Genomic DNA, 15,910 nt, shown 5'->3' with positions numbered 1-15,910 from the left:
GTCGCGCACGTGATCGAGTTCGTACGGAACGTCCGGTTGTGGTTCGTGCCGACGGAGGTCCGCAAGGAGGGTGAGACGCCCGACTACCGGTTCTCGCTGGCCAACGAACGCACCTTCCTGGCCTGGCTGCGCACCGCGCTCGCGCTGATCGGCGGCGGCTTCGCCGTGGACCAGTTCCTGCCGGACCTGCGCTGGGCCTGGCGGGTCGGGCTGGCGCTCGCGCTGCTGGCCGCGGGCGTGCTGTGCTCGCTGCGGGCCGTCAACCACTGGGTGCGCTGCGAGCGGGCCATGCGCCGGGGCGAGGACCTGCCGGTGTCCCGGTTCCCGGCGCTGCTGAGTCTCGTCGTCGCGGTCGTGGCGGTCGCCATGGTCCTGGTGGTGCTCGTGAGGTGGGAGGGGTGAGCACGCCGGCCGCCCGCCGGCAGCACCCCGACCGCGACCCCGGGCTGCAGCCCGAGCGGACCCGGCTCGCGTGGCGGCGTACGACACTGTCGGGCACCGTCGTCGCCGTACTCGCGGTGAAGACCGTGCTGCACGGCGGGGCGTCGGCGGCGGGGGTCACGGCGGGCGCGCTGTGCTGTGTGCTCTGGCTGGGCTTCCTGAGCATCGCCCACCGACGCGTCCGCACCCTCGCGGCCACCCCGGCCCCCGTGGCTTTCGCGCCCCGGCACGCGGCGGCCGCGGTGCTGTGCACGGTGGCGATGGCGGTGTGCGGGGCCGCCCTCGTGCTGTAGGGGTGCCCCGCTCCTCGTGTTGTGGGGGCGCACCGCTCTTGTAGGCGCGTCCCCGCTCCTCACTCGCCGTCGCTCTCCCAGTCCACCGTCACGACGATCTTGCCGCGGGTGCGGCCCTCCTGGTTCAACCGGTGCGCGTCCGCCGCCCGCTCCAGCGGGAACGTCTCGTCGACGTGCACGCTCACCACGCCCTGCTCCGCCAGGTCGGCCAGGCGCTGGAGGTCCCGCGCGTCGGGGCGGACGAAGTAGTAGCGGCCTCCGTAGGCCACGACGTCGTTGTCGGCGATCGACACCAGGCGGCCCTCGGGGGCCAGCAGGTTCGCCGACACCTTCAGCGCGTCCCCGCCGACGGTGTCGAAGACGGCGTCCACGCCTTCCGGGGCCAGTCCGCGCACCCGCTCGCCCAGGCCCTCGCCGTACACCACCGGCTCCCCGCCGAGGCCCCGCACGAAGTCGTGGTTGGACTCGCTCGCCGTACCGATCACCCGGGCACCGAGGTGGACGCCGAGTTGCACGGCGATCGAGCCGACGCCCCCGGCCGCGGCGTGCACCAGGACGGTCTCGCCCCGCTTCACCTGGAGCACGTCGATCAGCACCTGGTAGGCGGTGAGCCCGACCAGCGGCAGCCCGGCCGCCTCCTCGAAGGAGAGGTTGGGCGGCTTGCGCGCGAGGGTGCGCAGGGGTGCGGCCACGTACTCGGCGAAGGTGCCGCGGGAGAGGAAGTCCTCGCGGACGTACCCGATGACCTCGTCCCCGGCGCCGAACTCCGAGACGGCCACGCCGGGCCGCACCACGACGCCCGAGAGGTCCCAGCCGGGCACCACGGGGAAGACGGGGGCGAGGATGCCGTCGAGGTAGCCCTCGCGGGCCTTCCAGTCGACGGGGTTCACGGCCGCCGCCCGCACCTTCACCAGCACCGCGTCCGGGCCGACCTTCGGATCGCGGACCTCCCCGAACGCCAGCACCTCGGGTCCGCCGTACCGTGAGTAGCTGATGGCCTTCATGGGTCCGACCTTCCAGTCTCCCCACGCGCCGCGCAAGCCGGATGGCTTGAACGAACCGGCCGAAACCTCCCCGGCGCCGCGCGGAGGGCGTCGTCCGCCTATCGTGGCTCCGATCACGTTTCGGTCCCGCTCTGGACGACATACCGACCGGTCGGCATCATGAGTCGGGAACTGTCCGCCTGCCCGTAGGAGCGACGCATGAGCCCCGACCATCCGCCCGGACTGGATCTCGACCGGTTGCGCGGCCTGCTCGACCGCGAGCGGCCCGGCCTGGTGAACGGCCCGCTGTCCGGCCGGCTGATCGAGGGCGGACGGTCGAACCTCACCTACGCGGTCTCCGACGGCGCCTCCCGGTGGGTCGTGCGCCGGCCCCCGCTCGGTCATGTCCTGGCCACCGCGCACGACATGAAGCGCGAGCACCGGGTGATCAGCGCGCTGCACCCGACCGCCGTGCCGGTCCCGGAGCCGGTCCTGCTGTGCGAGGACGAGGAGGTGCTCGGCTCGCCGTTCTACGTCATGGAGTTCGTCGACGGCACCCCGTACCGCACCGCCGACCAGCTCGGCCCGCTCGGTCCGGAGCGGACCCGGGGCGCGGTGCTGAACCTCGTCGACACGCTGGTGGAGCTGCACGCGGTCGACCCGGGCGAGGTGGGTCTCGCGGACTTCGGCCGGCCCGAGGGCTTCCTGGACCGGCAGCTGCGGCGCTGGGGCAAGCAGCTCGACGCCTCCCGCAACCGCGACCTGGACGGCATCGACGAGCTGCACGCGGCCCTCGGGCGCGAGCTGCCCCGCTCCCCCGCCCCGGCCGTCGTGCACGGGGACTACCGGCTCGACAACGTGCTGATCGGCGAGGACGACGCGATCCGGGCGATCCTCGACTGGGAGATGTCGACGCTGGGCGACCCGCTCACCGACCTCGGCCTGCTGGTGATGTACAGCATGCCGCTCGGCATGCCCGAGTCCCCCGTCTCCACGACCGCCGAGGCACCCGGGCATCCGGCACCGTCGGAACTCATCGAGCGGTACGCCGCGCGCTCCGGGCGCGACGTCTCCGCGGTCTCCTGGTACACGGCGTTCGCCTGGTTCAAGCTCGCCGTGATCCTCGAAGGCATCCACTACCGCTACACGCTGGGCCAGACGGTCGGGCCCGGCTTCGACCGCATCGGCGACCTCGTGCCCGTCTTCGTCCGGCACGGACTCACCACGCTCCACGAAGGCCTCCAGGAGGGCTGATCCACATGGACTTCGCTTTCGACGCGCGCACCGAAGAGCTGCGCGCCAAACTCCTCGCCTTCATGGACGAGTACGTCTACCCGGCCGAGGCGGTCGCGGAAGAGCAGCGCGCCCGGCTCGCCTCGCCGTGGGAGACCGTGCCCGTGGTGGAGGAGCTCAAAGCCGAGGCCCGCAGGCAGGGCCTGTGGAATCTCTTCCTGCCGGACTCCGAGTACGGGGCCGGGCTGACGAACCTCCAGTACGCGCCGCTCGCCGAGATCATGGGCCGCTCCCCGCAGCTGGCGCCGACGGTGACGAACTGCGCGGCGCCCGACACCGGGAACATGGAGGTGCTCACCCAGTTCGGCGACGAGCAGCAGCAGAAGCAGTGGCTGGAGCCGCTGCTCGCCGGGAAGATCCGCTCGGCTTTCGCGATGACCGAGCCTGATGTGGCCTCCTCCGACGCCACCAACATCACCACGCACATCGAGCGGGACGGCGACGAGTACGTCGTCACCGGCCGCAAGTGGTACATCTCCGGGGCGATGCACCCCGACTGCAAGGTCTTCATCGTGATGGGCAAGACCGACCCGGACGGGGAGGACATCCGCCGCCAGCAGTCGATGGTGCTGGTGCCGCGCGACACCCCGGGCGTCACCATCGAGCGGGCCATGCGGGTGTTCGGGTACGAGGACCACTACCACGGCGGTCACGCCGAGGTGGCCTTCGACCACGCGCGTGTGCCGGTGTCGAACCTGGTCGGTGAGGAGGGTGGCGGTTTCGCCATCGCGCAGGCGCGGCTCGGTCCCGGACGGATCCACCACTGCATGCGGCTCATCGGCATGGCGGAGCGGGCCATCGAGCTGATGTGCCGGCGGGCGGTGTCGCGGACCGCGTTCGGGAAGTCGCTGGCACAGCAGGGTGTGGTGCACAACTGGATCGCGGACGCGCGGGTGACGGTGGAGCAGCTGCGGCTGCTGGTGCTGAAGACCGCGTGGCTGATGGACACGGTGGGGAACCGGGGCGCGCACACCGAGATCCAGTCCATCAAGATCGCCACGCCCCGGGCGGTGGTGGCCATCCTCGACCGGGCGATCCAGCTGCACGGCGCCGGCGGGATGAGCCAGGACTTCCCGCTGGCGGAGCTGTACGCCGGGGCGCGGACGCTGATGATCGCGGACGGGCCGGACGAGGTGCACCAGCGGTCGCTGGCGCGGCGGGAGCTGAAGCGCTACCTGTGACGTGGTGCGGGCGGTGGGGCATCGCCTCCACCGCCCGTGCGTTTCCGGCGGGCGAGGACGACCCGCCCCGGGTTGTGGGCGGGATGTGAAACCTGCGAGCGCCCGACGGCTCCCCAGGGCGCCGGGGCGGCCGCTACGGGCGCAGGGCGCGCAGCAGCAGATCGGCCAGGTGGTCCGCGACCTGCCGGGGTGTGAGGGGGCCGTCGGGGCGGTACCACGTCGACAGGTGGTGGACCGAGCCGAAGTGGTAGTCGACCACGAGGTCCGCCGGGGTCGTCCGGGAGAAGACGCCCGACTCCTGGCCCTCCTCCACGAGCGCGCGGAAGCGTTCGTGGTAACGGCGGCGTTCGGCGCGGACCTGCTTGTCCTTCTCGGGGCTGAGGTGGTGCATCGACCGCCAGAAGATCATGGCGTCGTCGAGGTTCTCGATGGTCGTCACCACGACGTCCGCGGCGGCGTGCCGCAGCCGCTTCTCGACCGGCTCGTCGGCACCGGCCACGGCGTCCAGCCGCTCCTGCTGGATGCGCAGGACGCGCGCGTACACCTCGTGCAGCAGGTCGTCCTTGGAACCGAAGTAGTGGTACAGCGCTCCCTTGGTGACGCCGGCCGCCTCGACGATCTCCTGCACCGAGGTGCGGTCGTAGCCCTGCTCGGCGAAGAGCCGGGTGGCGGCGGCGAGGAGCCGCTGAGGTACGGGCGTGCCGTCCGAGTCCGTGGTCCTGGGCACTGCCGCCACCTGCCTTTCCGTTCTGTTGTCAGTCGCCTCGTGTACGGGAACGAAGCTCCCGACGGAGGATCTTCCCACTGGCCGTCTTCGGCAAGTCCGGCAGGATCTCCACCTGGCGCGGGTATTTGTAGGCGGCCAGTCTCTCCTTGCAGTAGGCGGCTAGTGCATCCGGGTCCGTGTCGGCGTCCGGACGCAGGCTGATGTAGGCCTTGACCGTCTCGCCGCGATACCCGTCGGGCACCCCGACGACGGCGGCCTCGCGCACCGCCGGGTGCGTGTAGAGGACGTCCTCGACCTCGCGCGGCCACACCTTGAAGCCGGACGCGTTGATCATGTCCTTCTTGCGGTCGACGACGTAGAGCCAGCCCTGCTCGTCCATGAAGCCGATGTCGCCGGTGCGCAGTTCGGCGCCGGGGAAGGTGGCGGCGGTGGCGTCGGGGCGGCGCCAGTAGCCGGGTACGACCTGCGGACCGGCGACGACGATCTCGCCCTGCTCGCCGAAGGGCACCTCTTCGCCGGCGTCGTCGATGATCCGGACGACCGTGTCGGGGCCGGGCAGCCCCACGGCGAGGGTCCCGGACGCCGGGTCGACCGGCGCCTCCAGGCCGGGCGGCACGGAGGCGCAGGGTGCGGTGCACTCGGTCAGGCCGTAGCCGTTGCGGATGTACGGCCCGAAGCCGGCCCGGAACTTCTCCACCAGTGCGGGCGGCAGCGGGGCTCCGCCCGAGGAGATCACCCGGAAGGAGGAGAAGTGGTCGGGGGTGACGGAGGGGTGGGCGGCCAGCGCCATGAAGGCCGTGGAGGGCCCGACGGTGTAGTGCGGGCGGTGCTCGGCGAACGCGTCCAGCACGACGCCCGACTCGAAGCGGTAGGCCAGTACGAGGGTGCCCGCGCTGTTCAGGCAGGCCCCGAGCTGGCAGACCATGCCGGTGATGTGGAACAGCGGCGCCAGCGCGAAGTACACCGGCCGCTCGGGCAGACCGAGCCCGGTCCGCTGCCGCTCGGCGTTGTACATGATGTTGCCGTGCGTGTTGGTGGCGCCCTTGGGCGCGCCGCTCGTGCCGGAGGTGTAGCTGATCAGCGCGATGTCGGAGGCGCCCGGTTCCCGGTCCTCGGGCGCCTTGTGCCCGGCCCGCGCGACGGCTGTCAGGTCGTCGGCGTCCGGGGCCTGCGGCAGGCGCTCGAAGGAGAGCACGCGCGCGTCGCCGCGGCTCTGGAAGTCCAGCTCGCACCCGGTGAGCACGATCCGCACGGGCGAGTCCGCCGCCGTTTCGCGCAGATACGACTCCCAGGCCCGGTCCGAGCAGATGAGCGCGGCGACCTCGCCGTCCCGCAGGACATGGGACACCTCGCCCGACTTGTACATGGGATTGACGGGCACGACGATCGCGCCCGCCTTCCACGCGCCCAGCAGGGCGAGCACGAAGTGCGGGGAGTTCTGCAGCAGCACCGCGACCCGGTCGCCGCGTCGGAGTCCGCGCGCCGCGAGGTGCCCGGCGACGGAGTCGCTGAGCTCGTCGGTCTCCCGATAGGTCAGCCGGCCGTCGAAGTAGGCCAGGAAGTCACTGTCGGGCGTCTCGGCCACGGCCCGGCGCAGGGCGGTCACGAGGGAGCCCGCGGGGCTGATCGCGCCCTTCTGCGCCTCGCTGAGCAGGGCGAGCCAGGGCTTGGCCGCGTAGCGGGACACGGTCATCGGCGCTCCTCCCACTGCTGCTGGATGCGGTTCATGCCGGACAGCCACCGGTCGGGGTCACCCGCCCGGGCCTGGTGGTAGGCGGCGACCTCGGGGTGCGGCAGGATCAGGAACCGGTCCTCCTCGATGCCCTGGAGCAGGGCGTCCGCGACGGCCTCCGGCTCGATGGCGGTCGGCTGGAGCACCAGGTCGCCCGCGCTGCCGGTGGCGGCCAGCATGTCGGTGCGCACTCCCTGCGGGCAGACGGCGTGGACCTTCACGCCGCGGTGCCGGTAGGTCAGCGACAGCCACTCGGCGAAGGCGAGCGCGCCGTGCTTGGTGACAGCGTACGGCGCCGCCCCGATCATGGTGAGCAGCCCGGCGGCGGACACGGTGGAGACGAACCGGCCGCTGCCGCGCTCCAGCCAGGCGGGCAGCAGGGCGTGGGCGGCCCGGACGTGGGCCATCACGTTCACGTCCCAGGAGGCGGCCCAGGCCGTCTCGTCCAGCGGCCCGCCGGCGGTCCCGCCCTCGAAGGCGACACCGGCGTTGGCGCAGTAGACGTCGACGGTCCCACCGAGTGCGTCCCGGGCGTCGGCGACGATCGCGGAGGCGTCGCCGGGCAGGGCGATGCCGTCGATCCCGTCCGCGACGCCCTTGGCCCGCCCGGCGTCCAGGTCATTGACGACGACCCGGGCCCCCTCGGCGGCGAAGCGCCGGGCCAGCGCGGCCCCGATCCCGCCTCCGGCCCCCGTGACAACGACTCCGGCCCCTTGAAAGGCTCCCACCATCGGTCTCCTCAGTCGCGGCTCTGCAGTGGCGCCAGACTAACCGGTCGGTATGTACCAGGGAAGGGGCATCGGCAACGCCCCTGAGAGGGGCGCGGGGAACTGCGCGATCGACCACGGACGGCCCGCGGACTCCCCCCGGGCCGCGGGAGCGCATACCGTGCCCATGCCGACCGTCCCCGCTCAAGGAGGTCACCGCATGCGCCCTTCCAGACGAGCCGTCATCACCACCGCCACGGCGGCAGCCTTATCGGCCGCCTCCACACCGTCCGCCGCCCAGCGCCACAGGCAAGTGCGCACCGGCTTCGAACGTCTCGCCCAGGACGGCTACTCCCTGCTCGACGGCGAGAAGGTCGGCATCGTCACCAACCCCACCGGCATCACCCGCGACGCCCGCCACATCGTCGACGTCATGCACGCGGACACCCGGGTGGATCTGAGGGCCGTCTTCGGCCCTGAACACGGCTTCCGGGGCACCGCCCAGGCCGGCGGCTCCGAGGGCCGCTACGACGACCCGGCGACCGGCCTGCCCGTCTACGACACGTATCTCAAGAGCGGCCGGCCGCTCGCCGACGTCTTCACCGCGTCCGGCGTCGACACGGTCGTCTTCGACATCCAGGACGTCGGCGCCCGCTTCTACACGTACATCTGGACGCTGTACGACTGCATGGAGGCCGCCGGGCTCGCCGGCAAGCGGTTCGTCGTGCTGGACCGGCCGAACCCGGTGACCGGCCGGGCGGCCCTCGGTCCGGTCCTGCACAAGGAGTTCGCCACGTTCGTCGGGCGGCAGCCCATCGCCCAGGCCCACGGGATGACCGTCGCCGAGCTGGCGCGGCTGTTCAACGGGGAGTTCCTGACCGAGCCCGTGCCGCTGGAGACCGTGACGATGCCGGGCTGGAAACGGTCGGACTTCTACGACGACTCCGGACTGCCCTGGGTGCCGCCGAGCCCCAACATGCCGACGCCGGAGACGGCCCTGGTGTACTCGGGCACGTGCCTGTTCGAGGGCACGAACCTGTCGGAGGGGCGCGGCACGACCCGGCCGTTCGAGCTGCTGGGCGCGGAGGGCGTCGACCGGCGCTGGGCGGCCGCCGCGAACGAACTCGCCCTGCCCGGGGTGCGGTTCAGGGAGGCGTACTTCGCGCCCACCTTCTCCAAGTACCAGGGCCGGACGATCGGCGGTGTGCAGCTCCATGTGCACGACCGGGCCGCGTTCGATCCCGTACGGACGGGGATCGCCCTGCTCGTCACCGCCAAGCGGGTCTGGAGCGGTTTCGCCTGGCGCCCGGACAACTGGATCGACAAGCTCACCGGCTCCGCGCGCGTGCGCACGATGATCGACGCGGGTGCGGACACCGACGAGGTGGTGGCCGGGTGGCAGGAGGACCTGGCGGCGTTCCGGAGGATGCGGCGGAAGTACCTCCACTATCGCTGAGCCGAATGCGCCCGTGACGTATGGCCAAGCTCCCCCGTTGGCAGGACGATGCGCCCACAACGCGCGCGTCACCCGGGGGCTAGGGGGCCTGTCATGGCGGATCCGGCGATGAGCGTGACTCCCTACTGGGAGGTGGCCTTCGACGCGGACGGAGACCCCGAGGGCCGCCGGCGCGACCGGCTGCTCGCCGGGGTGACCGAGCGGGGCGTTCGCGATCTCATCGTCTTCGCGCACGGCTGGAACACCGACCGCTCGGGCGCGACCCGCGTCTACGACCGCTTCTTCGCGCCCGTGCCGCGGCTGGCCCCGGCGGCCCGGATCGGGTACGTCGGCGTGCTGTGGCCGGCGATGCGGTTCTCCGACGAGCCGATCCCGGACTTCCCCAGGGCCGTGGCGGCCGGGCCGCCGAGGCGCCCGGTGCTGGACAAGGACACCCGTCACGCCCTGCTGGACACCTTCCCGGGCCGGGCGATCCTGGTCGACCAGATCGCCCGGCTGCTGGAGCAGCAACCGCCGGAGGAGGCGGAGCTGGAGGAGTTCGGGCGGCTGGTTCGGACACTGGTGGAGGTGGTGGCGCCCGGACCGCAGGCGCTGTTCGCCGCGGACACGCTGGCGGAGGGCGTGCCGCAGAGCGAGCCGGAGATGTTCGCCGGGTCGTCGGCGGCGGCCTGCGAGGAGTTCGCACGGGCGCTGGCGGAGCTGGAGGCGCCCGGGGCCCAGCAGGAGTTCGGGCTCCCCAACCCCTGGGACGGTGCGCACGAACTGCTGCGGCAGGCCACGTACTACGCGATGAAGCGGCGCGCGGGGACGGTCGGGGAGCGGGGGCTCGGCCGGGTCGTCGGGCAGCTCGCGAAGGCGGCTCCGGGTGTGCGGGTGCACCTGGTGGGGCACAGCTTCGGGGCGCGGCTGGTGTCGTTCGCGCTGCGCGGCCTGCCCGAGGGCGTGCGCACGGTGAAGTCGGTGACGCTGCTCCAGGGGGCGTTCTCGCACTACGCGTTCGCGGCCCGGCTGCCCCACGACGCCCGGGCGGGAGGGGTGCTCCAGGGACAGCAGAACCGCGTCGACGGCCCCTTGGTGTGCTGCCACTCCCGGCACGACGCGGCCCTGGGCACGATGTATCCGCTGGCCTCGCGGATGGCGGGCGACAGCCGGTCGGCCGCGGAGCCGGTCCTGGGGCGGGTCCTGGGCGCGAAGTGGGGCGCGATGGGTTACGACGGAGTGCAGGGCGTGCCGGGCACGCGCGCGTACACCCTCGCCGAGGCCCTGGCGGCGAAGCTGCCCGCGTCGGGCTGCGTGAACGTCGACACGGCGGCGGTGGTCAGACGCGGCGGGCCTCCGGCCGGCGCGCACAGCGACATCCTGCACGCGGAACTGACCCGGCTGGTCCTGACGGCGGGCCGGGTCCGCTGATGGTGGACGGCGGATGTCGGGCCGCCCGTGCCAGGCCGGCGCGGGCCCGCTCGGCGCCGACCCGCCGCCAGGCGCGCAGGTGACACCCTGCACCCGGAACCGGCCCACCTGGTCCTGGCGGCGGGCCGGGTCCGTCGGCCCGCCGCCGGGCAGGGCGTCAACGGTGTGAGGTGAACTCCACGACCTGCTGGTAGGTCGGCCGGTTCTGCCAGCCGATCTTGCCGTGCTTGATGCCGCCGAGGGTGCGGTGGTTGATCGAGTCGGCGCACCACTGGTCGCCCGCCGCGCACACGTCGTCGCCGGGGTAGACCTGGGCCGCCGTCCTGCCGGCCGCCGCCTTCAGGGTGCTGACGAGGGTGTCCCGGCAGGCGCCGAGGCTGCCGTCGCCGCAGTACGTCCGGGCCAGCGGCCCCTTCACCTGCTCCCCGAGGACGGCGCGGATGTCCTTGTCGACGTAGCTCCACCAGCCGTACTGGAAGGAGCTTCCCGCGTGCGACCCGGTCGGGCCGTGCCCGGCCGACGGGGCCTCGTCGACGGGGAGGTTGGCGGTCATGGCCCCGTAGAGCCCGCTGCCGAGGCCGGGTTCGAACTCGGCCTTGACCAGCAGGGGCCACCAGGCGTCCAGGATGCGGATCGCGTCGGCGTCGGCGTACTTCTTGGAGCCGGCGGCGGTCTCGGTGCGTCTGGCACCGTTGGCCACCCAGGTCCGGAGCTTGGTCACGGCGGCCGCGGCGGCGGGGTCGGTGACCGGTGCACCGGTGACCACCTTCAGCAGCTTGGGCAGGACGTCCTCCGCCCGCAGATCGGCGAGGCCCGCGTCGGCCATGGCCCGCACGAGGGCGGCCCGGGTCACCCCGCCCTGCTGGACGAGCTTCTTCACCCGGTCCTCCAGGAGGTTGCCGCGGTGCACGGACCCGTTGCCCCAGGGGGCGGTCGTGTAGTCCCGGGCCTGCTTGTTGTTCCAGGAGACGTAGTAGTCCTGGTCGGTGGAGTGGGGGTGGGCGGAGGGCGGGGTGTAGTCGGCGGTGTTGGTCACCGGGTCCCAGCCGCGCCACTCGTACGCAGGCCGGGCCCACGCCGGGAACTCGCTGTCCACGCCCGTCGCGCGCACCGGGTTGTCGCCGCTGTTGTAGTACGCGGTGTGCTCGGAGTCGGCGTAGAACCAGTTGAAGGTGTAGTTGATGTGCTGCACCGCCTTCTGGAAGGAGTCCGGGCCCTTGACGTAGCCCGGGTCGTTCAGCATCTGGAAGCCGATGATGGAGTCGGCCTCGTGCAGGAAGGACGAGCGCAGGGTGGTGTAGGCGACCCGCTTGCCGCCGACCGTCGCGCGGGACTCGACGGGGCCGTACTTCGTGCGCCAGACGCGCATGGTGTACGAGCCCGCCGCGGTGCCGTCGGCGACCGTGGGCTTCCAGGCGTTCTTCTGCTCGATCTTCTCCATCGGCGTGCAGGTGCCGCGGTACAGGTAGTGGTAGTCGTCCTGGCACAGTTCGACGGCGTAGGAGTCGATGATGTCCTGGCCGGAGGTCGTGGCGCTCCACGCGTAGTCCTGGCCGCGGCCTAGCTCGACGTACATGCTCAGGCCCGCGAAGGAGGCGCCGCGGGCGCTGATGCCAGGGCCCTGGATCTCCTGGAGCAGCAGCAGCTGGGGGGCGAAGTAGCCGGTCTGCGGGCCGAACACGGCGACGGGATGGCCGCTCGCGGTGTGCTTGCCGCTGACGACGAGGGCGTTGGACATGCCGCGCTTGGCGGACGACGTGGCGGTCTTCACCGCTTCGCGGGACGCGCTGGTCGCACCGGCCGTGGCGGCGCTGCCGGTGCGGTCGTACACGAGCGGCTCCGGCTTCACCGAGCCCGCGTCGGGCAGGGCCGCGCCCTGCGGGTCGGCGGGCTTGGTCCCGTACGGGAAGCTGCCGTCGTGCTGGGTGAGGACCGCCTCCGGGTCGTTGCGCATCCGGAAGGATTCCCAGACCTCGGTGCCCTCGGTGACGCCGTACTTCTCCTGGGCCGCCATGAGGGAGAGGGCGTTGTTGACCTCGCCGCCGCCGCCCGCGCCGAACAGCGCGCCGATGACCGAGGCCAGCGCGACCAGGTCGGTGACCTTGAAGTGCTCGATCGTGCCGGCGTTGGTGACTGAGTCCTTGTGCCCGGTCAGTACGTACTCACCGGGGAAGGTGCGCCCGCTGTCGGAGGTGTCGATATAGGAGTTGATGCCGTCGAGGTAGGCCTTGACGTCGGCGAGGGCCTGGCGTCCGCGCTCGCCGTTGGTGGCGACGGCGTTGTCGATCTGCGCCTGCAGATCGGCTTCGGTGTACGGGGCGTGCCGCCAGAACTGCTGCTCGAGGCCCTGGTTGGAGGGCGCACCGCCCGCGAAGGAGGTCAGCTGTCCGCGCCCGACGTGCCGGAAGACGTCCATCAGCCACAGCCGGTCCTGGGCTGCCGCGTAGCCGGCGCCGAACTCCGTGCCGTATCGGGTGGTGCCGGTGATGTGCGGCACACCGGTCTTCTTGTCCCGGACGATCGTCACGTCACTGCGTCCGGCGGGTTTGAGGGTGGAGGCGACCTGGTCGGCGGGGACCCCGAAGGACGCGTCGTTGAAGAAGGTGTTGATCTTGTCGTTGGTCAGGCCGGGGTAGCCCTTGGCGAGGTCGGCGTAGGGCCCGAGCTGGTCCTCGGCGTGCTCGGGCTGGGTGCCGAAGGCCTGGTTGAGGAGGATCTGGGCGAGGGTGGCGTTGCCGTTCTGGCCGGGCGGCAGGATGTCCGAACACTGGGTGCCGCAGTGGTCGTTCGCCGCGGCCGTGGCCTGCGCGGTAGCTGTTTCCGAGGCGGCAGCCGGGGCAAGCGGCGACAAGAGACCTGCGATCAGGACGCATACCGAGGCTGTCTTCAGGAACCCGGGGATTCCGCTGGGAGTTCTCATTCTGTCGAGAACGGTGCGTGGGGCACGCCGTGGCATGGGGGGATCCTCCCGACGGGGGTGGGCCGGATGTTACCGCCGGTATCCCCCGGCTTGAAGATGAACAAGCGTCACTTTTTGAAGTCGGCACAACAGACACACGGACCACGGCAATCGGCTCGCGAGCCTCTCGGGGCCACTTATGGAGGCCATTTGAAATCGGATGGAGCCGATTCGCTTGTCGATACGTCTATTCGGCGACGTCCGTTCGACGACGCCGAAGTGACCGGATTACGTGCAGGTGTGACGGAGGTGCAGAACGATGGCCGGTTTCCGGAGTCTGGCGAGACAGGTCCGCGATCCGCGGTGCGATCTGGCCCTGCGGCGCTATTCGCTGCGTAAGTGCCTTGAGAGGTTCGCCCCTTACGGACACAGGGCGACCTGGGACCATCTGTGCTCCCGGGCAGGGTTCGGTCCCGAGGACCGCTCCCCCGATCCGGTGCGGCTCGTGGCCGCACTGGACGAGCTGGAGGAGGCGCGGGCGGTCTGGCAGGCCTACGAGGTCGGGTTCGCCGAGCGCCGCAGGAAGGAGAAGCACGACGGACTGCGCAGGCCGGGCAGTGTGGACGACTGGCACCGGCTGACCTGGGGAGGTTTCGGTGTGGCGTGGTGCGACGATCCGGCGGTCCATCCCCGTGAACCGCTGGCCGAGGTGCTGCGCCGGCTGATCGCCGCGCTGGAGCGCGAGCCGGGCTCGGCCTGCCCGGTGTGCCGCGGGGAGCAGCTCGTGTGGAGGTACGACCTGGACCACGAACCCTCGTCCGGTCCGGTCTGCACGGCCTGCGGGATCCTGGTGCCGCGTCCCGTGCTCACGCCCGAGTCCCTGGCGTACGCCCGGCGGGCGAGGCTGTTGGTGTCGGCTTGACGGATGCGGGTGCGCGGGGGGTGCGCCGGGGATGCCGCACCCCCACTGTCGGTGGTGACCGGCACCATCGACACCATGATGCAGGTGTGCCTGAACGGTTCGCGGACGGCCGCTGACGGTGTGGCCGTGCCGCTGACACCCGAGTCGATGGCCGAGTCGGCCGCCGGGGCCGTGGCCGCGGGGGCGAGGGACATCCATGTCCACCCCAAGACGCCGTGCGGGCGGGACACGTTGTCGCCGCGGGTGCTCGCGGTGACGCTGTCGGCGATCCGGGCGCGGGTGCCGGTGCCGGTCGGAGTGACCACGGGCGCCTGGGCGGAGCCCGGCCCCGCCGCCCGGCTGGAGCGGATCCGCGCGTGGACGGTGCTGCCCGACCACGCCTCGGTCAACTGGCATGAACCGGGGGCGGAGGAGACGGCCGCGCTGCTCATGGAGCTCGGCGTGGGCGTGGAGGCGGGCATCTGGTCCGGCACGGACGGCGCGGAGCGGTTCGCCGCCTCGCCGCTCGGGCCGAAGGTGCTGCGCGTCCTGGCGGAGGTGACGGACACGGACCCGCTGGGCTCGGTCTCCCGCGCGCACGCACTGCTGTCCGGCATCGGGGACGCGCACGGACGTCCGGTCCTGCTGCACGGCGAGGACGGCGGCGCGTGGCCGGTGCTGCGGCTCGCGGGCCGGCTGGGCCTGGCCGCACGGATCGGGCTGGAGGACGTCCTGGTTCTGCCGGGCGGGGAACGGGCCGCCTCCAACGGGCAACTGGTCGAAACCGGTCTGGCGGAGTACGGGGCGGGCCGGGCGGGCGCTACCCGTGACCGCCCCGGTCCACCATCAGACGGGAACCGGTGAGGCGTTCGCCGAAGACGTCGTCCGGGTTGGACAGGACGCAGGTGTCCAGGGAGAGGCAACCGCAGCCGATGCAGTCGGTGAGGTGGTCCCTGAGGCGGTTCAGCTGCTTGATGCGCTCTTCCAGTTCGGTGCGCCAGACCTCGGAGAGGTGCGCCCAGTCCTCCCGGGTGGGGGTGCGTTCCTCGGGGAGTTCCGCGAGTGCGTCGCGGATCGTCGCCAGGGGGATGCCGACCCGTTGCGCGGCCCGGATGAAGGCGACCCGGCGAAGCGTGTCGCGGGAGTAACGGCGCTGGTTGCCCGCGGTCCGGCGACTGCTGATCAGACCCTTGGACTCGTAGAAGTGCAGGGCGGAGACGGCGGCGCCGCTCCGCGCCGCGAGCTGGCCGACCGTGAGCTCATGGATCTTCTCTGGGATCTGGGGCACCCCTCGAACCCTACCGAGTCCGTTGACACAGCTCGCACGGCCGACCATGCTAAGCAGTCGCTTAGACACGGAGCACGCAGCCCTGCACACGAGAGGCCTGGAAGACATGGCAGAGCCGAGGATCTTCACGTCCGTCGACGACCTGAAGTCGGCGGTGGGCGAACAACTGGGGTACACCGACTGGCTCGACATCGACCAGAAGCGGATCGACCTCTTCGCGGAGGCCACCGGTGACCACCAGTGGATCCACGTCGACCCGGAGAAGGCCGCCGCGGGCCCCTTCGGCACCACCATCGCGCACGGCTATCTGACCCTGTCGCTGCTGCCCCTGTTCGGACCGCAGCTGATCGCCGTCGAGGGCGTGAAGATGGGCGTCAACTACGGCACGAACAAGGTGCGTTTCCCCGCCCCGGTCCCCGTCGGCTCCCGCCTGCGCGCGACCGCGGCGATCAGCGCCGTCGACGAGGTGCCGGGCGGCGTCCAGGTGGCCGTCGCCTTCAGCGTCGAGCGTGAGGGCGGCGACAAGCCGGTCTGCGTCGCCGAGTCCGTGGCGCGCTACTACCTCTGAGGCGGACAAGCGGCTGGAGGCGGCCGGTCCG

At 71.9% G+C, this 15,910-nt stretch carries 15 protein-coding genes; 9 read left to right on the top strand and 6 right to left on the bottom strand.

Features of this window, described 5'->3' with window-relative positions:
• Positions 1-9: 9 nt before the first annotated feature.
• Both ACFY9S_RS26555 and ACFY9S_RS26550 read left to right on the top strand, forming a co-directional pair.
• On the top strand, positions 10-402 hold the full coding sequence (locus ACFY9S_RS26555; protein WP_391132594.1) for a DUF202 domain-containing protein: 393 nt from the start codon (positions 10-12) through the stop codon (positions 400-402).
• The gene (locus ACFY9S_RS26550; RefSeq protein WP_391132592.1) at positions 399-734 is read left to right on the top strand and encodes a DUF202 domain-containing protein; all 336 of its coding nucleotides are present in this window, start codon (positions 399-401) and stop codon (positions 732-734) included. The genes ACFY9S_RS26555 and ACFY9S_RS26550 overlap by 4 nt, the downstream gene beginning before the upstream one ends.
• Before the next feature lie 59 nt (positions 735-793).
• On the opposite strand, the gene ACFY9S_RS26545 is transcribed toward ACFY9S_RS26550, so the two are convergent.
• A complete protein-coding gene (locus ACFY9S_RS26545; protein WP_391132590.1) occupies positions 794-1,738 on the bottom strand; it encodes a zinc-binding dehydrogenase in 945 nt (314 codons plus the stop codon).
• 198 nt (positions 1,739-1,936) lie between these two features.
• On the opposite strand from ACFY9S_RS26545, the gene ACFY9S_RS26540 reads away from it, so the two are divergent.
• Both ACFY9S_RS26540 and ACFY9S_RS26535 read left to right on the top strand, forming a co-directional pair.
• The gene (locus tag ACFY9S_RS26540) at positions 1,937-2,971 is read left to right on the top strand and encodes a phosphotransferase (RefSeq protein ID WP_391132588.1); all 1,035 of its coding nucleotides are present in this window, start codon (positions 1,937-1,939) and stop codon (positions 2,969-2,971) included.
• Positions 2,972-2,976: 5 nt separating this feature from the next.
• Positions 2,977-4,191, top strand: a complete 1,215-nt coding sequence (locus ACFY9S_RS26535; protein WP_391132586.1) for an acyl-CoA dehydrogenase family protein — start codon at positions 2,977-2,979, stop codon at positions 4,189-4,191.
• 133 nt (positions 4,192-4,324) lie between these two features.
• Here ACFY9S_RS26535 and ACFY9S_RS26530 read toward each other — a convergent pair whose 3' ends face one another.
• From ACFY9S_RS26530 to ACFY9S_RS26520, 3 genes are read right to left on the bottom strand one after another with little or no spacing between them, the layout of a single operon-like run.
• The gene (locus tag ACFY9S_RS26530) at positions 4,325-4,918 is read right to left on the bottom strand and encodes a TetR/AcrR family transcriptional regulator (RefSeq protein ID WP_102911776.1); all 594 of its coding nucleotides are present in this window, start codon (positions 4,916-4,918) and stop codon (positions 4,325-4,327) included.
• Between the two features lie 28 nt (positions 4,919-4,946).
• Positions 4,947-6,611 carry an AMP-binding protein gene (locus ACFY9S_RS26525; protein WP_391132583.1) on the bottom strand — a complete coding sequence of 555 codons (1,665 nt, stop codon included), beginning with the start codon at positions 6,609-6,611 and terminating at the stop codon, positions 4,947-4,949.
• Positions 6,608-7,381 carry an SDR family NAD(P)-dependent oxidoreductase gene (locus tag ACFY9S_RS26520; RefSeq protein ID WP_391132581.1) on the bottom strand — a complete coding sequence of 258 codons (774 nt, stop codon included), beginning with the start codon at positions 7,379-7,381 and terminating at the stop codon, positions 6,608-6,610. Before ACFY9S_RS26520 ends, ACFY9S_RS26525 begins: the two co-directional genes overlap by 4 nt.
• 196 nt (positions 7,382-7,577) lie before the next feature.
• Here ACFY9S_RS26520 and ACFY9S_RS26515 point away from each other — a divergent pair, with 196 nt between their 5' ends.
• Both ACFY9S_RS26515 and ACFY9S_RS26510 read left to right on the top strand, forming a co-directional pair.
• Positions 7,578-8,813, top strand: a complete 1,236-nt coding sequence (locus tag ACFY9S_RS26515) for an exo-beta-N-acetylmuramidase NamZ domain-containing protein (RefSeq protein WP_391132580.1) — start codon at positions 7,578-7,580, stop codon at positions 8,811-8,813.
• A gap of 93 nt (positions 8,814-8,906) precedes the next feature.
• Positions 8,907-10,223 carry a serine-threonine protein kinase gene (locus ACFY9S_RS26510; protein WP_391132578.1) on the top strand — a complete coding sequence of 439 codons (1,317 nt, stop codon included), beginning with the start codon at positions 8,907-8,909 and terminating at the stop codon, positions 10,221-10,223.
• Between the two features lie 157 nt (positions 10,224-10,380).
• Here ACFY9S_RS26510 and ACFY9S_RS26505 read toward each other — a convergent pair whose 3' ends face one another.
• Positions 10,381-13,179 (bottom strand): penicillin acylase family protein, encoded by a 2,799-nt coding sequence (locus tag ACFY9S_RS26505; protein ID WP_391132577.1) that lies wholly within the window; start codon positions 13,177-13,179, stop codon positions 10,381-10,383.
• Between the two features lie 262 nt (positions 13,180-13,441).
• Between ACFY9S_RS26505 and ACFY9S_RS26500 the strand changes: the two genes are divergently transcribed.
• Positions 13,442-14,044, top strand: coding sequence for a hypothetical protein (locus tag ACFY9S_RS26500; RefSeq protein WP_391132576.1), 603 nt, complete (start codon positions 13,442-13,444; stop codon positions 14,042-14,044).
• A 75-nt stretch (positions 14,045-14,119) separates the two neighbouring features.
• A complete protein-coding gene (locus tag ACFY9S_RS26495; protein ID WP_391132779.1) occupies positions 14,120-14,887 on the top strand; it encodes a 3-keto-5-aminohexanoate cleavage protein in 768 nt (255 codons plus the stop codon).
• On the opposite strand, the gene soxR is transcribed toward ACFY9S_RS26495, so the two are convergent.
• Entirely contained in the window at positions 14,844-15,311 is a 468-nt protein-coding gene (gene soxR / locus ACFY9S_RS26490) for a redox-sensitive transcriptional activator SoxR (protein WP_102912098.1), read from the bottom strand. The genes ACFY9S_RS26495 and soxR overlap by 44 nt on opposite strands.
• A gap of 106 nt (positions 15,312-15,417) precedes the next feature.
• Between soxR and ACFY9S_RS26485 the strand changes: the two genes are divergently transcribed.
• Positions 15,418-15,879: a MaoC family dehydratase gene (locus ACFY9S_RS26485; protein WP_102912099.1), complete on the top strand. Its 462-nt coding sequence runs from the start codon at positions 15,418-15,420 to the stop codon at positions 15,877-15,879.
• The last annotated feature ends 31 nt before the right edge of the window (positions 15,880-15,910 follow it).

The organism is Streptomyces sp. NPDC012474, from assembly GCF_042955185.1.
GTDB lineage: Bacteria > Actinomycetota > Actinomycetes > Streptomycetales > Streptomycetaceae > Streptomyces > Streptomyces cahuitamycinicus.
Note: the sequence above shows the minus strand (reverse complement) of the source record. Positions and strands in the feature narration are given on the sequence as shown.

Coding starts and splice junctions, on each gene's coding strand:
- ACFY9S_RS26515 (WP_391132580.1), top strand. CDS start 7,578: ATGCGCCCTTCCAGACGAGCCGTCATCACCACCGCCACGGCGGCAGCC.
- ACFY9S_RS26545 (WP_391132590.1), bottom strand. CDS start 1,738: ATGAAGGCCATCAGCTACTCACGGTACGGCGGACCCGAGGTGCTGGCG.
- ACFY9S_RS26535 (WP_391132586.1), top strand. CDS start 2,977: ATGGACTTCGCTTTCGACGCGCGCACCGAAGAGCTGCGCGCCAAACTC.
- ACFY9S_RS26510 (WP_391132578.1), top strand. CDS start 8,907: ATGGCGGATCCGGCGATGAGCGTGACTCCCTACTGGGAGGTGGCCTTC.
- ACFY9S_RS26505 (WP_391132577.1), bottom strand. CDS start 13,179: ATGCCACGGCGTGCCCCACGCACCGTTCTCGACAGAATGAGAACTCCC.
- ACFY9S_RS26525 (WP_391132583.1), bottom strand. CDS start 6,611: ATGACCGTGTCCCGCTACGCGGCCAAGCCCTGGCTCGCCCTGCTCAGC.
- ACFY9S_RS26540 (WP_391132588.1), top strand. CDS start 1,937: ATGAGCCCCGACCATCCGCCCGGACTGGATCTCGACCGGTTGCGCGGC.
- ACFY9S_RS26500 (WP_391132576.1), top strand. CDS start 13,442: ATGGCCGGTTTCCGGAGTCTGGCGAGACAGGTCCGCGATCCGCGGTGC.
- ACFY9S_RS26520 (WP_391132581.1), bottom strand. CDS start 7,381: ATGGTGGGAGCCTTTCAAGGGGCCGGAGTCGTTGTCACGGGGGCCGGA.
- ACFY9S_RS26495 (WP_391132779.1), top strand. CDS start 14,120: ATGATGCAGGTGTGCCTGAACGGTTCGCGGACGGCCGCTGACGGTGTG.
- ACFY9S_RS26485 (WP_102912099.1), top strand. CDS start 15,418: ATGGCAGAGCCGAGGATCTTCACGTCCGTCGACGACCTGAAGTCGGCG.